We start from the raw sequence: 16,567 nt of genomic DNA, 5'->3' as shown, positions 1-16,567 counted from the left end.
TTCCTGTGCGGGATTAGCTTGCCAATACGCCCGCCCCGATCGCCACGGCAAGCTCCTCGGCATCGATCACGCCATCAGCATTGGTGTCGACCACCGAGAAGGTGTCCTCGGTCAGATCCGGATAAGCTGCCTTGAGCTCGTCCATCGAGAAAACCCCGTCGCCATCGGTATCCTCGACCATGCCCTGGGCGCTGACGGACAGGCTCGACGCAACGAGCAGACCCGTTACAAGCAGGAATTTCATCATTTTACTCTCCTATTGGACCGGGCCTTTGGACCCGTTTCACGATGGAGCACCAGCGCTCCACGGACAGAAAACTGGGTCCGAAAGCGCCGTCAGTCAATTTGACTAGGCCTTGATTTCATAGAAGATTTCGGGCTCCGGCCAGTTCTCGCGCAGCGGCTTTTTGCCATGAGCGACCAGCGCATCACGCCCGCCGCGCAAGGCCCCGAAACGTCTCGAAAAACCTGCAATGGCAGGTTCTGGCAGAGCGAAGTTCTGCCACTTCAGGTCATTCCTGCAGCATCTCGCCGCAAGGGACTGAAATTTAAAGAAACTTCTACTTCGGCAAGAAGCCACGCAGGCGAAATCCGGCCGAGTGGCTTCTGTGGCGGAATCTGGCCCAGTCACGGGATCGCGCCACTCGACCAGCCTCAGAGACCGCCAAAGGGACGTCGGCTGTGCGGCGACTCACCTATTCGTCGGCGCGTCCCTTGCCCAGATGCTTGCGCAGCCGGGACGGCGTGGACTTCTTCTTGTCCTTGTAGGGATTCTTGTCCGACTGGCTGCGGAAGGTCAGCCGGATCGGCGTGCCGGGCATGTCAAAATCGTCGCGCAACCCGTTGACCAGATAGCGTTTATAGCTCTCCGGCAGCTTGTCCGGAAAGCTCGCCATGATGACGAAAGCCGGCGGACGGGTCTTGACCTGGGTCATGTAGCGCAGCTTGATCCGGCGCCCGCCCGGCGCGGGGGGCGGATGCGCCTCCAGCATGCCGGTGAGCCACTGGTTGAGCCGTGCCGTCGGAACGCGGCGGTTCCAGACATCCTGTGCCCGGACAATCGCGTCATGCAAGCGGTCCAGCCCGCGCCCGGTCTTGGCGGAAACCGTGATCAGCGGCGCGCCCCTGAGCTGCGGCAGGAGGCGATTGAACGCCTCTTTCAGTTCCCGCAGCTTGTCCTGCTTCTCGTCCTCGAGATCCCACTTGTTGACAGCGACCACGACCGCCCTGCCCTCACGCTCGGCAAGATCGGCAATGCGCAGGTCCTGTTGCTCGAACGGGATCTCCACATCGAGCAGCACAACCACGACCTCGGCGAATTTCACCGCCCGCAGCCCGTCGGACACGGAGAGCTTCTCCAGCTTCTCCTGAACCCGCGCCTTCTTGCGCATCCCGGCTGTGTCGAAGATCCGCATCTTGCGGCCCTTCCATTCGACCGGCAGCGCGATGGCGTCGCGGGTGATGCCGGCTTCCGGGCCGGTCAGCAGCCGGTCCTCGCCGATGATCTGGTTGATCAGCGTCGATTTGCCGGCATTCGGCCGACCGACCACCGCGACCTGGATCGGCTTGGACTGGTCGATCTCGCCGCCGTCACCCTCCTCGGACAGCTCGACATCCACTTCCGGCGCATCTTCGACCGCGCGCGCCTCGAAAGCATCGGCCAATGGCATCAGCACGGCATGAAGATCGGCCATGCCCTCGCCATGTTCGGCGGAGATGCGGATCGGGTCGCCAAGGCCGAGCGCATAGGCTTCCAGCACACCGGCTTCAGAGGCATTGCTCTCGGATTTGTTGGCGGCAAGCAGCACATGGGCCGATTTCTTGCGCAGGATCTCGGCGAAGACCTCGTCCGCCGGCGTCACGCCGACGCGCGCGTCGAGCATGAAGAGGCAGACATCGGCCATCTCGACGGCGCGTTCGGTCAGTCGCCGCATGCGGCCCTGCAGCGATTCGTCGGTCGCTTCCTCAAGACCCGCGGTATCGATCACGGTGAACCGCAGATCACCGAGCCGGGCCTCGCCCTCACGCAGATCGCGTGTGACCCCCGGCTGGTCATCGACCAGCGCCAGACGTTTGCCGACAAGGCGGTTGAACAGGGTCGACTTGCCCACATTGGGGCGGCCGACAAGGGCCAGGGTGAAGCTCATCTTGCGCTCGCGAAACGGGAATCGGGTCAGATTGGGCTGTTTAGACTGTTTTGCGGCGGCTTAGAAGGGGGAGGAAAAGACGCCAGTGCCGCAAGTCGACACGGGACGCCGTGCCGAGGTTGCGGCTCTGCGCAGAATGGCACGGATGCAAGGTCGGAATGCGGTGGCAGCGCCGGATCAGCCCCTTGAGTCGGCGCGGTCCGGGGGAGCGTCGCGCCTCTGTGGAACCGGGCGAATGGCTCCACCAGCCGCAAGGCCGCCCCTCACCGATAGGCGAGCAGCTGTCCCTTGGCGTTCACGACATAGAGCACTCCGCCAACCACGACCGGGTTGGTCGTCGCACCGCCGGGGATCTCGACCGCCGAGACCAGCGCGCCGCTTCTCGGATCGAAGCTGCGCAGCTGCCCGTCATCAGAGGCGACAATCAGCCGGCCGCCGGCGAGAACCGGGCCGTAATGGGCGAAGACATCGCGATACTTGCGCGGCTTCTCCTTCTTGAAGCCGGGCAGGTCCACGCTCCAGATCACCGAGCCGTCCGAGGCATCGAGCCGGATCAGCTGCTGGATGTCGGAGACCGCGAAAATCGAGCCGCCATCAACCCAGACCGGGCTCATCGCCCCTTCGGTCGCGGTCCAGATCCGTTCGCCGCTGGAGCTGTCCAAAGCGGCAATGCGACCCGAAGGCGAGCCAACATAGACCGTGCTTCCGACGATGACCGGATCCGAGGAGATATCGGTGATCAAGGAATAGGCCTTGCCGCGGCGGCGTCCCGCGAGCGTGGCCGACCAGGTGCGGATGCCGCCCTGGGGCAATGCGCCGACCAGTTCGGCCGAGCCGAAGGGGAAGACGGCGATGCTGCCATCCACCGCCGGACCGGCGCCGTTGATCGTTGCCGAGGGCGACGGGCCGGCCGACAATTGCCAGGCAAGGCGGCCATTCGAAGCCTTTACCGCGAAGGCGCGGTTGTCGCGGCTGGAGACATAGACAAGGTCGCCCTTGACTGTCGGCGCTCCAGAGACCGGGGCGTCGAAGCCCTGCGTCCAGAGCGTGGTGCCGGTGGCCGGGTCAAGCGCGTGCAACTCGCCGAAGCCTGTGGTGACGAAAAGCTTGCCGCCGCCATAGGCCAGCCCGCCGCCAGAGCCGTCCTTTGTCCGCTCCGAGGCCGGGGTCAGGTCGCGAGACCACTGCGCGGCGCCGGAGGTCGAATGGGCCATGGCGCGAGAGCGGGCGTCGAGGGTGAAGATGCGACCACCGGCGATCACCGGATCGGCGGTGATATGCGCCTTGCGGCTGTCGCCCGACCCGATATCGGCGGTCCAGATGAGACTGACCCGCGAGGCGAGCGCGGGATGCTGCAGACGGTGGGTCGCCGAACCGCCACGATGGGTCCATTCGGAATGGTTCACCTGACGGGAGGCGGAGAAGGGGACGTCCCGTGAGATGGCTGTGTCGGGTGACGCGCCTTCCACGGCTGCGGATGTCGCGCCGTCCTCTGCGGAGATCGCCAGTGGCGTGCGAACGTCGAACCGCTCGCCCTCCAGCGGCGGGTCTCCCCCACACCCGGCCAGCATCAGGGCAACCATCGCCCAACCCGCAGCAGATCCCAATGCCTTCACAGCTCGTTCCCCCGTCCGTACCCGTATCCGTACCCGTCCGTCACATTACCCGCCCGGTCTCAACCTTCTGACAGGCTGGCATCCGCGCCAAGCGCCAACATCAACTGCGAGACGCGTTGAAGCAAGCCTTGCGTCAGTCCCGGCTCTTCCAGGATCGCGCGGGCCGCGTCGATCGCCGCCTCGGTCTCGCCGGCCACGGCAAGGTCAAGCGCCTGCTGTTCAAGTGCAAGAGGACGATACGGCGCGCCTGCCGTCGCCAGTCGCTCCAGAAGCTGCGCGCGCAGATCCGGCGTCACAGTCTCGCCGCCGATCATCACGATCTTGTAGGCAGCAAGGTCCGTATAGGCCAGCGGCAGATCGCTGCGCGCGGCAAGCGGCGTCAGCTTGGCAACAGCAGCTTCGGGATCCGCCGCCGCCATCTGTTCGGCCGCCACAAGCAGGTCCATCACGGCCGTCATGTCGCCCTCTGCGGGCACCTGCCCGAGCGCCTCGATCCGATCCGCCTCCTCCGGCAGTTCCAACGCCGTCATGATCGTGTCGCCGAGGTCCTGCGCCGCAGAGGTCGCCGCGGCCTTGCGATATTCGTTAAAGGCCGCACCGCCGACGATAAGCACCACCGCTGTGACAGCGATCCAACCGTATTTGCGGAATGTCCGGTAGAGCCGCTCGCGGCGTACCTCTTCATTCACCTCGTCGATAAAGCTGTCGGATTCGCTCATTACGTCTCTGCCCGTCTCTTGCGCCCCGGCGCGTCACTTTGAAGCCCGGCGGACAAATCCCCGCGCGGCCATGGAAATCGCCTTCTCATATCCCGAAGCGTCATTCAATGCCAAGTACCACTCGACGGCGCGGCATAGCCGCCGGGCAGCCGCCGCCCCTGCCCCGGATATCAGCCTGTCCCGGACCATTTCTCTTGCATCTGACGCGTGGCCACGGCACGAACACATCATGAACACGGTGTCACATATTCTCGCCGGCGCCCGGCTGGAGCTGCGTGGCTCCGGAGCGCTCTGGTGGCCGGATGCGCGCCTGCTCTGCGTTTCGGACCTGCATCTGGGCAAGGCCGAGCGACTGGCCCGGCGCGGTGGCGGGCTGCTGCCGCCTTACGAATGCGCCGAAACGCTGGAACGGCTCGACGCGGAGATCTCGGCTCTGTCACCGGCGGTCGTTATCTGCCTCGGGGACAGTTTCGACGATCTCGTCGCGGCAGATAGCCTCGATCCGTCACATGGGCAATGGCTGGCGCGGATGATGGCGGGGCGGAACTGGATCTGGATCACTGGCAATCACGATCCGGGGCCAATTTCCCTTCCCGGACAGATCCTTGGCAGCTATTGCGCCGCACCCCTGATCTTCCGGCATATCGCGGAGCCGGACGCAGAACCGGGCGAAGTGTCAGGGCATTACCATCCCAAGGCGCGATTGGGCGGGCTGCGTCGCCCTTGCTTTCTCGCGGACCGCCGCCGCCTCATCCTGCCGGCATTCGGGACCTATACCGGCGGGCTGAACGCCGCCACGCCCGATCTTGCCGCTCTCATGGACGCCTCGGCTCTGGCCGTGTTGACCGGCCCGACACGGGCCGTCCTGCCCCTCGCAGCCTGCTGAGAACCATGTCGCGGCATTCTACCTTGCCTGCCCTCTCCGTCACCGCGCCCATGAAGTCGTGGCAGGGCCGAACCGGAGACAACAAGCTTCTCCTGAAAACTGTGATTTGAAAAAACTGGCTCAAGACACCGCAGAGTTGGCCGCATAGATGCGTTTGATCACCGAATCGTAACCAATCGTCTGCCTGATAGTAACCAACCGTCTGCCTGCGTCGGGGCATTGTCCTTCGGAACCCGACCCCGTGGATGGCTCTGGCAGGCCTGCATGTGGAGCACTCGCGTCAGCAAGCGGTTTGCCTGGCAACGGGACCCTTTTCCTGAAATGCGGGAGACACAGAGATGCACGTTATCCTCATGGCAGTGGCGGCCCTCTTTCTGGCGTCCACGTCTCATGCCGAACAATTGCTCAGGGTGTCCTCTGCAATCGGGAGCGATGTGCCGATTCTCGGCGCGCAAACGGCGCGTTTTGCGGACACCTTTAACGCGTCCTCGAGCGAGGTCGTGTTCGAACCCGTCGAACCCGGCGTGCTCGTGCCGGCCTTCCAGACCCTCGAAGCCGTCTCGGACGGGCTCGCGGATGCCGGCTTTACGCTGGCAGGCTACTGGCAGGACCGGCTTCCCGCTGCCCCGCTCTTTTCCGCCTATCCTTTCGGATTGTCCCCGATCGAACGGCTCGCCTGGATGGACCGGGGCGACGGTCTGGATCTCTACCAGGAGATGTATGATCGCGCGGGATTTAACGTGAAGATCCTTCCCTGCGGCCTGTTGCCTCCGGAGATTTCCGGCTGGTTCAAGAAGGAGATCACCTCACCGGAGGACCTCAAGGGCCTCAAGATGCGGATCTTCGGGCTGGGCGGCGATGTCATGCGCAGTCTTGGTGTCGAGGTGCCGCCACAGTTCAACGACGGCCTGGCCTTTGCGCTGAAAAACGGCGATCTCGATGCTGTCGAGTTCTCCGGGTTGGCAACCGATATCTATCTGGGGCTGCATGAAGAAGCGCCCATCGTCTACATGCCCGGATGGCACCAACCCTCGACGCTGTTCGAGTTGCTGGTGAACGGCGATGTCTGGGGCGGGTTCGACGCCGAGACCAAGGCGCTCATGGAACAGACCTGCCGAACCAGCCTCATGGAAGGGCTGCTCTATTCCGAAGAACAGAACATGCTCGCCAGGGAGGCATTGCTGGGACAGGGAACGGTAGAATTCCGGGAATGGTCTCCAGAGATGCTGACCGCATTCGAGGACGCCTGGCATAAGGTCGTGCAGACCCATATCGCGGCCGATCCGTTCTTCGAAAGGGTCTGGACCAATATCGAGACGTTCCGCAGCGAGAACGCACAATAACCGCCGCCCGCCTGAACAGCTTCGAACCGCGCCGGCGATCAGCGCAGGCGCGCATAGCGGCTGCCCGGATCTGGGCTGATGCAGGGAATCTTAATGGATTTCTGGTTGGTATTGACCGAGATATCATTGGCAGTGAACGGACCTGACAGTGCCGATCCTGATCTTCCTTGGCGCCCTGCTTTCCTGTCTCTGGGGAGCAACCTTCGCTTCCGCGGAGACCGAGAACACGTCGATGCTCTGCCAGTTCATGGAACAGATCGGGCAGACGGAGATGGTTGTCATTGATCTCGCCGCGCGCCCGAACACGGAAGAAACGCGGATCGCTGCCCGGGAGGAGGTCCGACGGCTCAACCGGAAATTCCGCTATCTGAAGGAGTGGTATGCCGGGGAATCCGCCAAGGCCGACACATATGTCCACACCAGAAAACAGCTACTGGACGCCTATTCCACCGGCGGCACGGCAGCCATGCTGCAGGCATATCATGGAGAGAACGCCCGCAGGGCCTTCAGCTTCTTCTCAGGCAACATGAAATCCTCAGGATGCACCAGCGGCTTCGACAAGCTCAAGAAGATCGAGGGGTCCGCCGGCAAGGCTCCCCGCGAGCGACAGAAATGGTTCGAGGGACGCGTTCTGGGCATCCACGCCCTACTTTTTCTCGGATTGATTGTTGCGGCCGGTGCGACTGTCCTGGGACTCGGCATGAGATGGGAGAGCAACTACCAGCGCGCGCATAAACGCTTCTACGTCGATCTCGAAGCAAGCCTGAGCACCTATGGCGCACGAATTCCCTGTCGCGTGCTCGACATCAGCGTCGGAGGCGCCAAGATCCGGCCGCGCGCGCCGGTGATCCTTGCCCAGAACGCGGAGATCGCCCTGCGTTGGGACGAGAACTGGCATGACGGCGTGGTGACATGGTCCACGGATGAAGGGATGGGAGTCCGCTTCGCCAAGCATATTGCTGTCAAGGAGATCCTTCAGCTCACCGACCACGCCCCCGGATAACCGGACGGGAACCGAAACCGCTGCGACTGGACCCGCAGGACGCCTTTCAGGATGTCTTGCAGGAGCGCGGACGGCCCTCCGTGCCCCGGAAGCCAATGCCGCCTTTCACGATCTTCGTCCCGTTTCCCGCCGCCCGCATCAGGTCAGGCTACCCGTTGATAGCCGCAACAGATCGTCGCCAAACGAAAACGGCCCGACCGCGAGGCCGGGCCGTTTCCGCGAGACTGGGTCTCGGATCAGTTGATCACGAGCGAGGCGGCTGCATTGGCCGCGAAACCGTCGACACCGAAGAGATTGATCACACCAAGAACCATGATCGCAGCCGAAGCCATGAGCACAGTCCACTGGACGGGCGACATGGTCCCATCGATCTGCTCCACCTCGTCGGAGCCGAAATACATGTAGTAGACGATCCGCAGATAGTAGAAAGCCGAGATGACGGACGCGATGGCGCCAAGCACAGCCAGCCAGACGAGACCGGCATCGAGTGCGGCCATGAGAACGGCGAATTTGCCGAAGAAGCCCACGAGTGGCGGCACGCCAGCCATCGAGAACAGCAGGATCAGCATGGCCAGCGCCTTCACCGGCTCCTTCTTCGAGAGCATGTTCAGGCTGTCGATCGAGGTGATGTGCTGTCCCTCGCGTTCCATCGACAGGATGAAGGCAAAGGTGCCGATATTCATGGTCACGTAGATCGCCATGTAGATCAGCATCGAGGTCACGCCCTGTTCCGTGCCAGCGGCGAGGCCAACCAGTGCGAAGCCCATATGCGAGATCGAGCTATAGGCCATCAGTCGCTTGATGTCGCGCTGGCCGATACCGGCGACGGCGCCAAGATACATCGACAGAACCGCCATCAAGGCCACGATCTGCTGCCAGTCCGCCACGGCGTCGCCAAAAGCGTCATGCATGGCGCGGGCGAACATCGCCATGGCAGCCATCTTGGGTGCAGAGGCGAAGAAGGCGGTGATGGGGGTCGGAGCACCTTCATAGACATCCGGCGTCCACATGTGGAAGGGCACGGCGGAAACCTTGAAAGCGAGACCGGCGATCATGAAGGTCAGGCCGAGCAGCAGGCCAAAGCCGACATGGCCATCCGTCGCGGCGGCGAAGATGTCGTTGAAGTTGGTCGATCCGGCATAGCCATAGGTCAGCGAGCACCCGTAGAGCAGCAGGCCCGAGGAGAGCGCGCCAAGGATGAAGTATTTCAGGCCGGCTTCCGTGGAGCGGAGGCTGTCGCGACGGATCGATGCAAGCACGTAGAGCGACAGCGACTGCAACTCGAGGCCCATGTAGAGCGCGATCAGGTCGCCGGCGGAGATCATCACCATCATGCCGATGGTCGACAGCACGATCAGGACCGGGAACTCGAAGACCAGCGCGTCGCGGCGGACGAAGAAGCCCTCCGAAAGCAGCAGCACGATGCCCGAGGCCATGAGCAGCGTGACCTTGGCGAAGCGAGCGAACTGGTCGTCGACGAACATGCCGGAGAAGGCGACGCGCGTCTCCCCGCCCGAGAGCATGATCCAGAGCGCCGTGGCGATGAGCACCGCGGCGGAGATCCAGGTCAGCAGCGAAGCCACCTTGTCCTTACCGGTCCACACCGCGACCAGAAGGGCGACCATGGCGTAGAGCGCGAGAAAGATCTCGGGCAGGATGATGGCGAGGTCGGAGGAAGTCATTCTCAGTGGTCTCCAGCCGAGGCCAGCTCTGCTGCCGGCGCGTAATCATTCAGGGCAACTTCGTAGTGACCGATCAGGGCCTCCACGGAGGGACCGATTATATCCGTCACCAGGGCGGGATAGACACCGAGGAGCAGGGTCATGGCCACGAGCGGGGCGAAGATCGCCTTCTCGCGCTTGTCCATGTCCTTGATGCTCTTGAGGCTTTCCTTGATGAGCTGGCCGAGCATGACCCGGCGATAGAGCCAGAGCCCGTAACAGGCCGAGAAGATCACGCCGGAGGTGGCGACAAGCGCCACCCAGGTATTGACCTGGAAGATCGCCATCAGGGTCAGGAATTCACCGACGAAGCCGGAGGTACCCGGCAGGCCGACATTGGCCATGGTGAAGAGCATGAAGATCAGCGCGTAGACCGGCATCCGCACCGCGAGCCCGCCATAGGCGGCGATATCGCGTGTATGCATCCGGTCATAGACGACGCCGACCACGAGGAAGAGCGCTGCGGAGACGAAACCGTGGCTGATCATCTGGAAGATCGCGCCGTCGAGCCCCTGCTGGTTCACCGTGAAGATCCCCATGGTCACGTAGCCCATATGGGCAACGGAAGAATAGGCGATGAGCTTCTTCATGTCCTCCTGCGCCATGGCGACGAGGGAGGCGTAGACGATGGCGATGGCCGAGATCCAGAGCACGAAGGTGGACATCACCTCGGAGCCGACCGGGAACATCGGCAGGGAGAAGCGCAGGAAGCCATAGCCGCCCATTTTCAGCAGCACGGCGGCCAGGATGACCGAGCCGGCGGTGGGCGCCTGGACGTGCGCGTCCGGGAGCCAGGTATGGACCGGCCACATCGGCATCTTCACCGCGAAGCTGGCGAAGAAGGCGAGGAAGAGCAGCGTCTGCATCCCGCCGACGACCTGGATGCCAAGGACCGGGAAAGTCTCGGCGGCGAAGGTGTGGTTCATCAGGGTCGGAATGTCGGTGGTGCCGGCATCGACATACATCGCGATCATCGCCACCAGCATCAGCAGCGAGCCGAGGAAGGTGTAGAGGAAGAACTTGAACGCCGCGTAGATGCGCTCCTTGCCGCCCCAGATCCCGATGATCAGGAACATCGGGATCAGGCCTGCCTCGAAGAAGAGGTAGAAGAGGACCAGGTCAAGTGCGGTGAAGACGCCGAGCATCAGCGTTTCCAGCACCAGGAAAGCGATCATGTATTCCTTGACGCGACTGGTAACACCCCAACAGGCGGCGATGGTCAGCGGCATGAGGAACGTTGTCAGCATCACGAAGAGGATCGAGATGCCGTCCACGCCCATCTTGTATTTCAGCCCCATCAGCCATTCGCGGTCCTCGACGAACTGAAAGCCCGTGTCTGAAGAGTCGAACCCTGCGAGCAGGAAGAGCGATATGAAGAGCGTCGCCGTGGTGGCGATCAGCGCGAGCCACTTGGCGTTGCGTTGCGCGGCCTCATCCTCCCCGCGCAGGAAAAGCGCGAGGATCAGCGCCGCGATGAGCGGCAGGAAGATGATGATGGAGATCAGGTTCTGCATTGTCTCAGTTCCCCGCGATCGTCATCCAGGAGACAAGGATCACGATGCCTATCACCATGGCGAAGGCGTAGTGGAAGATGTAACCGCTCTGAGCGCGCCCGGCGAGGCGGGTGAACCAGGGGATGATCCCCATCGCCAACCCGTTGATGCCACCGTCGATCACCGAACCGTCGCCCTTCTTCCACAGGAAGCGGCCGAGCGCACGGGCCGGGTTCACGAAGATCGCATCGTAGATCTCGTCGAAATACCACTTGTTGAGCAGGAAGGTGTAGAGAGGCTTCTGGTTCTCGGCCAGCTTCGCGGGCCAGTCCGGCCGACGAACATACATCTGGTAGGCAAGCCCGAAGCCCAGAAGCATGGCGATGAAGGGCGAGAGCTTGACCAGCACCGGCGCCGCGTGCGCGTCTTCGAGCACGTGGTTGTCCGGACCGAAATAGATCGCTCCGTCGCCCGGGTTGCCGCCGAAGGCCGCGTGATGCTCACCGTCGGCAGCGTGGTCGTCCGCGGCCTCGGTCGCATGCGCCGTATCGGTGGCATGCGTGTCCGTGCCATGTTCGTCGGCATGGGCGGTCGCGGCCTCCTCGCCGTGATGCTCGACCGCGGTGCCGTCGGCCATATGCTCGGCATGGGTCTCGTCCGTGTGACCCTCCATCGAGGCTTCCGCGTGGACCTCCTCGCCCGCGAGCGGGATGCCGTAGAACTTCGCGACCTGGTCGGTATGGCCGAAGAAGGAGCCGTAGAAGAGCATGCCGGAGAGGATGGCACCGGCGGCCAGCACGTAGAGCGGGGCCAGCATGACCATCGGGCTCTCATGCGCGTGCTCATGGGTGTGCTTGTCGCCGCGTTGCTCGCCATGGAAGGTGAGGAACATCAGGCGCCAGGAGTAGAAGGAGGTCATCAGCGCGGCGATGACCAGCATCCAGAAGGCGAAGCCGGAGGCCATGGTGCCGCCCGCCCAGGCGCTCTCGATGATCGCGTCTTTGGACAGGAAGCCGGCAAAGCCGATCGTGGTCAGCGGGATGCCGACACCGGTGATCGCCAACGTGCCGATCATCATGATCCAGTAGGTGACCGGGAACTTGGCCTTGAGGCCCCCATAGTTCCGCATGTCCTGTTCATGGTGCATGCCGTGGATCACGGAGCCGGCGCCGAGGAAGAGCATGGCCTTGAAGAAGGCATGGGTCAGCAGGTGGAACATCGCGGCGGAATACATGCCGACACCGGCGGCGACGAACATGTAGCCGAGCTGCGAGCAGGTCGAATATGCGATGACGCGCTTGATGTCGTTCTGCACCAGGCCGATCGTGGCGGCGAAGAAAGCCGTGATGGCGCCGATATAGACCACGAAGCTGGCAGCCCCGGGCGCGAATTCGAAGAGCGGCGACATGCGGCAGACGAGGAACACGCCCGCGGTCACCATCGTGGCAGCGTGGATCAGCGCGGAGACCGGGGTCGGGCCTTCCATCGCGTCCGGCAGCCAGGTGTGGAGCATGAACTGGGCCGATTTGCCCATCGCGCCGACGAAGAGCAGGAAGGCCAGCAGGTTGGCGGCATTCCAGTCGCGCCAGAGGAAGCTGATCTCGGTCTCGGCCAGCATCGGGGCGGCGGCGAAGACATCGTCCAGCTGGACGCTGTCGACCATGAAGAACAGGCCCGCAATGCCGAGGGCAAAGCCGAAATCGCCAACCCTGTTAACGATGAAGGCCTTCATCGAGGCCTCCCCGGCGCTCTCTTTCTTGTAGTAGAAACCGATTAGCAGGTAGGAGGCGAGGCCCACCCCTTCCCAGCCGAAGAACATCTGCACGAGGTTGTCGGCGGTGACCAGCATCAGCATGGCGAAGGTGAAGAGCGACAGCTCCGCGAAGAAACGGGCGCGATAGGGCTCGTCCTCGGGGAAGGCGTGGTCATGCGCCATGTAGCCGAAGCTGTAGAGATGGACGAGCGCGGAGACGGTCGTGACCACCACCAGCATGATCGCGGTGAGCCGGTCCATGCGGATAGCCCAGTCGGCCACGAGGCTGCCGCTGTCGATCCAGCGCATGATGAAGATGTGCTCGGTGACGCCGTCATGGGTCAAGAACACGACCCAGCTGAAGAAGAAGGACAGGAAGAGCAGGCCGGTGGCCGTGATCTGTGCGGCCTTCTCGCCGATGATGCGCCAGAAAAAGCCGCAGATGATCGCGCCGATCAGGGGGGCGAAGAGGATGATGGTTGCCATGTGCCCTTAGCCCTTCATGTTCGAGACATCTTCGACCGCGATCGTGCCGCGGTTGCGGAAGAAGCAGACGAGGATGGCGAGGCCGATCGCCGCTTCGGCGGCGGCCACGGTCAGGATGAACAGGGTGAAGACCTGTCCCGTCAGATCGCCCAGATAGGCGGAGAAGGCGACGAAGTTGATATTGACCGAGAGCAGCACGAGTTCGATCGACATCAGGATGACGATGACGTTCTTCCGGTTCAGGAAGATGCCGAAAATGCCGATGACGAACAGCGCCGCCGCGACAGCCAGGTAATGTTCCAGTTGAACCATTCTGCGGTCCCTCGATCCTTCTTGCGCCCCTTCGGGCGGTGCGTTGCGCCCGAAAGCGCTTCGTTCGAAAGGCGGCCCGAACGAGCCGCCCGCAGGCGGGTTACTTCAGCCCCTCGCCCGGTTTGAGATCGACCAGGTCCAGTGTCTTGGCCGGATCGCGATACATCTGCTCCAGGATGTCCTGACGCTTGACGTCCTTGCGGTGGCGCATGGTGAGCACGATGGCCCCGACCATGGCGACGAGCAGGATCAGGCCGGAGAGCTGGAAGAGCAGGAAATACTTGTCATAGAGCAGCAGGCCGAGCGCGGCCGTGTTGTGAGCCCCTGCCCCTTCGGGCGTGCCCATCGGGCTGTCCAGGATCTCGACGCCGCCGCCCAACTCCCAGGACCCGAAGGCCATGGCCAGTTGCATGATCAGGACGAGGCCGATCACGAGGGCCAGCGGCAGTTGCTTGGCCATTTCGGCCCGGAGCTCGGCAAAATCGACGTCGAGCATCATGACAACGAAGAGGAAGAGCACCATGACCGCGCCGACATAGACGATGATCAGCAACATGGCGACAAATTCCGCGCCGAGCAGCACCATGAGGCCCGCGCCGGAGAGGAAGGAGAGGATCATCCAGAGTACCGAATGGACCGGTTGCCTGGAGATCACCGTAAAGACGCCGCCTGTCAGCAGGCAGAAGGAGAAGAGGTAGAAGACGAAATCGACGGGGGTCACGTTACTTTCCTTCCTCGGTCTCGGCGATGACGGCCTGCGCCAGTTCCATCGCCTTCGTCATCGCGGGCACGCCCCCGAAAACGGACATCTGGCCGATCACTTCGGCGATTTCCTGTGGCGTCGCACCGGCCGCAAGAGCATGGCGGACAGTCAGCTTGATCTGCGGCTCGAGTTGGGACCCTTGCGCGACCAGCCCGCCCAGCGTCACGAAAAGACGCGTCTTGGCGTCGAGACCGCCGGGATTGAAGGTCTTGCCGAAGGCGGCATCCATCGCCTCTTTCGGCATGGTCGGCATCATCGCGGCGAGATCCGGGAACTGGAACTGCTCCAGCGCCGGGTTCATGGCCTTGGCCATGTCCTGAGACTGCTCGATCATGGTCTGGAAGAGTTTGGAGAAATCACTCATCTGTACGGCGCATCCAGTTCGATGTTGCGGGCAATTTCGGCTTCCCAGCGATCGCCGTTCTCCAGCAGCTTTTCCTTGTCGTAGTAAAGCTCTTCGCGGGTCTCTGTGGTGAATTCGAAATTCGGCCCCTCGACGATGGCATCGACCGGGCAGGCTTCCTGGCAGAAACCGCAATAGATGCATTTCGTCATGTCGATATCGTAGCGCGTGGTGCGGCGGGAGCCGTCCTCGCGGGGTTCGGCATCGATCACGATGGCCTGGGCTGGGCAGATCGCCTCGCAGAGCTTGCAAGCAATGCAGCGCTCTTCCCCGCTCGGATAGCGGCGCAGCGCGTGCTCGCCGCGAAAACGCGGGGAGAGCGGGCCTTTTTCATGCGGGTAATTCAGCGTCGCCTTCGGCGCCATGATGTATTTGAAGCCGAGCTGAAAGCCCTTCCATATGTCCATCATGAGGAAATACTTGGTGGCACGGGTCCAGTCGATATTCATACCCATCGGATCAGCCTCCCATTCCGAGCATTGCCCAGCGAGCCCAGAACTGGCCCAGGATTTCAAATTTGGCCATGAAGGCGATGAAGACGACCCAGCCCAGCGAGAAGGGCAGGAAGACCTTCCAGCCAATGCGCATCAGCTGGTCGTAACGGTAGCGCGGCACGATGGCCTTCACCATGGCGAAGATGAAGAAGAAGAAGGACATCTTCAGGATCATCCACATGACGCCGTCCGGCAGGCCCGGGATCGGCGACAGCCAGCCGCCGAAGAAGAGCAGCGTGACCAGCGCGCACATCAGCACGATCGCGATCAGCTCGCCCATCATGTAGAGCAGGAAGGGCGTCGAGGAGTATTCCACCTGATAGCCGGCAACCAGCTCGGACTCGGCCTCGGGAAGGTCGAAGGGCGGGCGGTTGGTCTCGGCCAGCGCCGAGATGAAGAAGAGGAAGACCATCGGCAGGTGCGGCAGCCAGTACCAGTTGAAGAAGCCGAAGCTGCCTTCCTGGGCCCGCACGATGTCGGTGAGGTTCATCGAGCCGGTGGAGATGATGACACCGATGATGATCAGGCCGATGGAGACCTCGTAGGAGATCATCTGTGCGGCCGAGCGAAGCGCACCGAGGAAGGGGTATTTCGAGTTAGACGCCCAGCCGCCCATGATGACGCCATACACTTCCAGGCTCGACATGCCGAAGACGTAGAGGATCGCCACGTTCAGCGAGGCGATTTCCCAGCCGTCGTTGAAGGGCACCACGATCCAGGCGATGAGTGCGAGCACGAAGCTCAGCATCGGTGCCATGAAATAGACGAACTTGTCCGCGCCGGCCGGGACGACAATTTCCTTCGCGATGTATTTTACGAAGTCGGCGAAGGACTGGAGCAGGCCGAAGACACCCACAACGTTCGGCCCCTTGCGCTGCTGCACGGCGGCCCAGACCTTGCGGTCGGCATACATCAGGAACGCAAGCGCCACGAAGAGGATGATGGTGAACAGGAGACATTGCGCTGCAATCAGCACGACGATTCCAAGGTTGGTTTGCAGAAATCCTGCCAGAAAGTCAGCCATTTTGCCTCATCTTCCTCAGACCGTAGGTATGCCCCGCGCGGCGCAATCTTCGACAGCAACAGTCGCGTCGATCGTCTGCAAACCTTGCGGGAGCGCTGGCGAGACCGTGTAAACCGCATCCGCGCGCCAAACGCCAGACTCTTGTGCCACTCTTGTGCGGACATGTCGCGCAAAGCCATATCCGCGTATCAATGTGTATTGCGCCGCAGCGCAACGGGCATAATCTTCAACGTCCTCTGCGTCGCGCGCGCCTTCCATCTCGACGATGAAGCCAACGAGATCGCCATCGAGCAGACGTGTATCGATTCCCCTGTAGACAGGCTCGAAAGGAAGGTCCTCGCGCGCGACCTCCTCCCCCTCGCTGCAAGCCCCGAGCGTGGCGAGCAAAGCCGCCACAACTCCTC

General features: G+C 62.6%; 16 protein-coding genes. 3 read left to right on the top strand and 13 right to left on the bottom strand.

Annotated elements, in window-relative coordinates:
* Positions 1–13 precede the first annotated feature (13 nt).
* From R3X27_RS22755 to R3X27_RS22740, 4 genes are all read right to left on the bottom strand, one after another.
* Positions 14–247, bottom strand: coding sequence for an EF-hand domain-containing protein (locus R3X27_RS22755; protein WP_317711203.1), 234 nt, complete (start codon positions 245–247; stop codon positions 14–16).
* A gap of 448 nt (positions 248–695) precedes the next feature.
* Positions 696–2,147 carry a ribosome biogenesis GTPase Der gene (gene der / locus R3X27_RS22750; protein ID WP_317711202.1) on the bottom strand — a complete coding sequence of 484 codons (1,452 nt, stop codon included), beginning with the start codon at positions 2,145–2,147 and terminating at the stop codon, positions 696–698.
* Positions 2,148–2,410: 263 nt separating this feature from the next.
* A complete protein-coding gene (locus tag R3X27_RS22745) occupies positions 2,411–3,763 on the bottom strand; it encodes a PQQ-like beta-propeller repeat protein (RefSeq protein WP_317711201.1) in 1,353 nt (450 codons plus the stop codon).
* A 59-nt stretch (positions 3,764–3,822) separates the two neighbouring features.
* Positions 3,823–4,482 (bottom strand): hypothetical protein, encoded by a 660-nt coding sequence (locus R3X27_RS22740; RefSeq protein ID WP_317711200.1) that lies wholly within the window; start codon positions 4,480–4,482, stop codon positions 3,823–3,825.
* A gap of 229 nt (positions 4,483–4,711) precedes the next feature.
* Between R3X27_RS22740 and pdeM the strand changes: the two genes are divergently transcribed.
* From pdeM to R3X27_RS22725, 3 genes are all read left to right on the top strand, one after another.
* Positions 4,712–5,368 carry a ligase-associated DNA damage response endonuclease PdeM gene (pdeM, locus tag R3X27_RS22735; RefSeq protein WP_317711199.1) on the top strand — a complete coding sequence of 219 codons (657 nt, stop codon included), beginning with the start codon at positions 4,712–4,714 and terminating at the stop codon, positions 5,366–5,368.
* Between the two features lie 338 nt (positions 5,369–5,706).
* Positions 5,707–6,711 (top strand): C4-dicarboxylate ABC transporter, encoded by a 1,005-nt coding sequence (locus R3X27_RS22730; protein ID WP_317711198.1) that lies wholly within the window; start codon positions 5,707–5,709, stop codon positions 6,709–6,711.
* Positions 6,712–6,859: 148 nt separating this feature from the next.
* Complete coding sequence (locus tag R3X27_RS22725; RefSeq protein ID WP_317711197.1) at positions 6,860–7,714, top strand: PilZ domain-containing protein; 855 nt, start codon at positions 6,860–6,862, stop codon at positions 7,712–7,714.
* 236 nt (positions 7,715–7,950) lie between these two features.
* Here R3X27_RS22725 and nuoN read toward each other — a convergent pair whose 3' ends face one another.
* The 9 genes from nuoN to R3X27_RS22680 form a co-directional block, all read right to left on the bottom strand.
* Positions 7,951–9,396 carry an NADH-quinone oxidoreductase subunit NuoN gene (gene nuoN, locus R3X27_RS22720; RefSeq protein ID WP_317711196.1) on the bottom strand — a complete coding sequence of 482 codons (1,446 nt, stop codon included), beginning with the start codon at positions 9,394–9,396 and terminating at the stop codon, positions 7,951–7,953.
* 2 nt (positions 9,397–9,398) lie between these two features.
* A complete protein-coding gene (locus tag R3X27_RS22715) occupies positions 9,399–10,949 on the bottom strand; it encodes an NADH-quinone oxidoreductase subunit M (protein ID WP_317711195.1) in 1,551 nt (516 codons plus the stop codon).
* 4 nt (positions 10,950–10,953) lie between these two features.
* Positions 10,954–13,167: an NADH-quinone oxidoreductase subunit L gene (gene nuoL / locus R3X27_RS22710; protein WP_317711194.1), complete on the bottom strand. Its 2,214-nt coding sequence runs from the start codon at positions 13,165–13,167 to the stop codon at positions 10,954–10,956.
* 6 nt (positions 13,168–13,173) lie between these two features.
* Positions 13,174–13,479: an NADH-quinone oxidoreductase subunit NuoK gene (gene nuoK, locus R3X27_RS22705; RefSeq protein ID WP_317711193.1), complete on the bottom strand. Its 306-nt coding sequence runs from the start codon at positions 13,477–13,479 to the stop codon at positions 13,174–13,176.
* A gap of 100 nt (positions 13,480–13,579) precedes the next feature.
* On the bottom strand, positions 13,580–14,200 hold the full coding sequence (locus tag R3X27_RS22700; RefSeq protein WP_317711192.1) for an NADH-quinone oxidoreductase subunit J: 621 nt from the start codon (positions 14,198–14,200) through the stop codon (positions 13,580–13,582).
* A 1-nt stretch (position 14,201) separates the two neighbouring features.
* Positions 14,202–14,606, bottom strand: coding sequence for a carboxymuconolactone decarboxylase family protein (locus R3X27_RS22695; protein ID WP_317711191.1), 405 nt, complete (start codon positions 14,604–14,606; stop codon positions 14,202–14,204).
* The gene (gene nuoI / locus R3X27_RS22690) at positions 14,603–15,094 is read right to left on the bottom strand and encodes an NADH-quinone oxidoreductase subunit NuoI (RefSeq protein ID WP_317711217.1); all 492 of its coding nucleotides are present in this window, start codon (positions 15,092–15,094) and stop codon (positions 14,603–14,605) included. The genes R3X27_RS22695 and nuoI overlap by 4 nt, the downstream gene beginning before the upstream one ends.
* Positions 15,095–15,104: 10 nt before the next feature.
* Positions 15,105–16,163, bottom strand: coding sequence for an NADH-quinone oxidoreductase subunit NuoH (gene nuoH / locus R3X27_RS22685; protein ID WP_317711190.1), 1,059 nt, complete (start codon positions 16,161–16,163; stop codon positions 15,105–15,107).
* A gap of 15 nt (positions 16,164–16,178) precedes the next feature.
* Positions 16,179–16,559 carry a hypothetical protein gene (locus R3X27_RS22680; protein ID WP_317711189.1) on the bottom strand — a complete coding sequence of 127 codons (381 nt, stop codon included), beginning with the start codon at positions 16,557–16,559 and terminating at the stop codon, positions 16,179–16,181.
* Positions 16,560–16,567: the final 8 nt, after the last annotated feature.

Origin of the sequence: Tropicimonas sp. TH_r6, from assembly GCF_033101155.1 — a bacterium.
Classification (GTDB): Bacteria; Pseudomonadota; Alphaproteobacteria; order Rhodobacterales; family Rhodobacteraceae; genus Tropicimonas.
The sequence above is the reverse complement of the archived record's forward strand: the minus strand, read 5'-3'. Positions and strand labels throughout refer to the sequence as shown.

Excerpts from the sequence above, each read along its gene's own strand:
- der (WP_317711202.1), bottom strand. The coding sequence starts at position 2,147 with ATGAGCTTCACCCTGGCCCTTGTCGGCCGCCCCAATGTGGGCAAGTCG.
- R3X27_RS22755 (WP_317711203.1), bottom strand. The coding sequence starts at position 247 with ATGATGAAATTCCTGCTTGTAACGGGTCTGCTCGTTGCGTCGAGCCTG.
- pdeM (WP_317711199.1), top strand. The coding sequence starts at position 4,712 with ATGAACACGGTGTCACATATTCTCGCCGGCGCCCGGCTGGAGCTGCGT.
- nuoH (WP_317711190.1), bottom strand. The coding sequence starts at position 16,163 with ATGGCTGACTTTCTGGCAGGATTTCTGCAAACCAACCTTGGAATCGTC.
- nuoI (WP_317711217.1), bottom strand. The coding sequence starts at position 15,094 with ATGAATATCGACTGGACCCGTGCCACCAAGTATTTCCTCATGATGGAC.
- R3X27_RS22730 (WP_317711198.1), top strand. The coding sequence starts at position 5,707 with ATGCACGTTATCCTCATGGCAGTGGCGGCCCTCTTTCTGGCGTCCACG.
- nuoL (WP_317711194.1), bottom strand. The coding sequence starts at position 13,167 with ATGGCAACCATCATCCTCTTCGCCCCCCTGATCGGCGCGATCATCTGC.
- R3X27_RS22740 (WP_317711200.1), bottom strand. The coding sequence starts at position 4,482 with ATGAGCGAATCCGACAGCTTTATCGACGAGGTGAATGAAGAGGTACGC.
- nuoK (WP_317711193.1), bottom strand. The coding sequence starts at position 13,479 with ATGGTTCAACTGGAACATTACCTGGCTGTCGCGGCGGCGCTGTTCGTC.
- nuoN (WP_317711196.1), bottom strand. The coding sequence starts at position 9,396 with ATGACTTCCTCCGACCTCGCCATCATCCTGCCCGAGATCTTTCTCGCG.
- R3X27_RS22695 (WP_317711191.1), bottom strand. The coding sequence starts at position 14,606 with ATGAGTGATTTCTCCAAACTCTTCCAGACCATGATCGAGCAGTCTCAG.
- R3X27_RS22715 (WP_317711195.1), bottom strand. The coding sequence starts at position 10,949 with ATGCAGAACCTGATCTCCATCATCATCTTCCTGCCGCTCATCGCGGCG.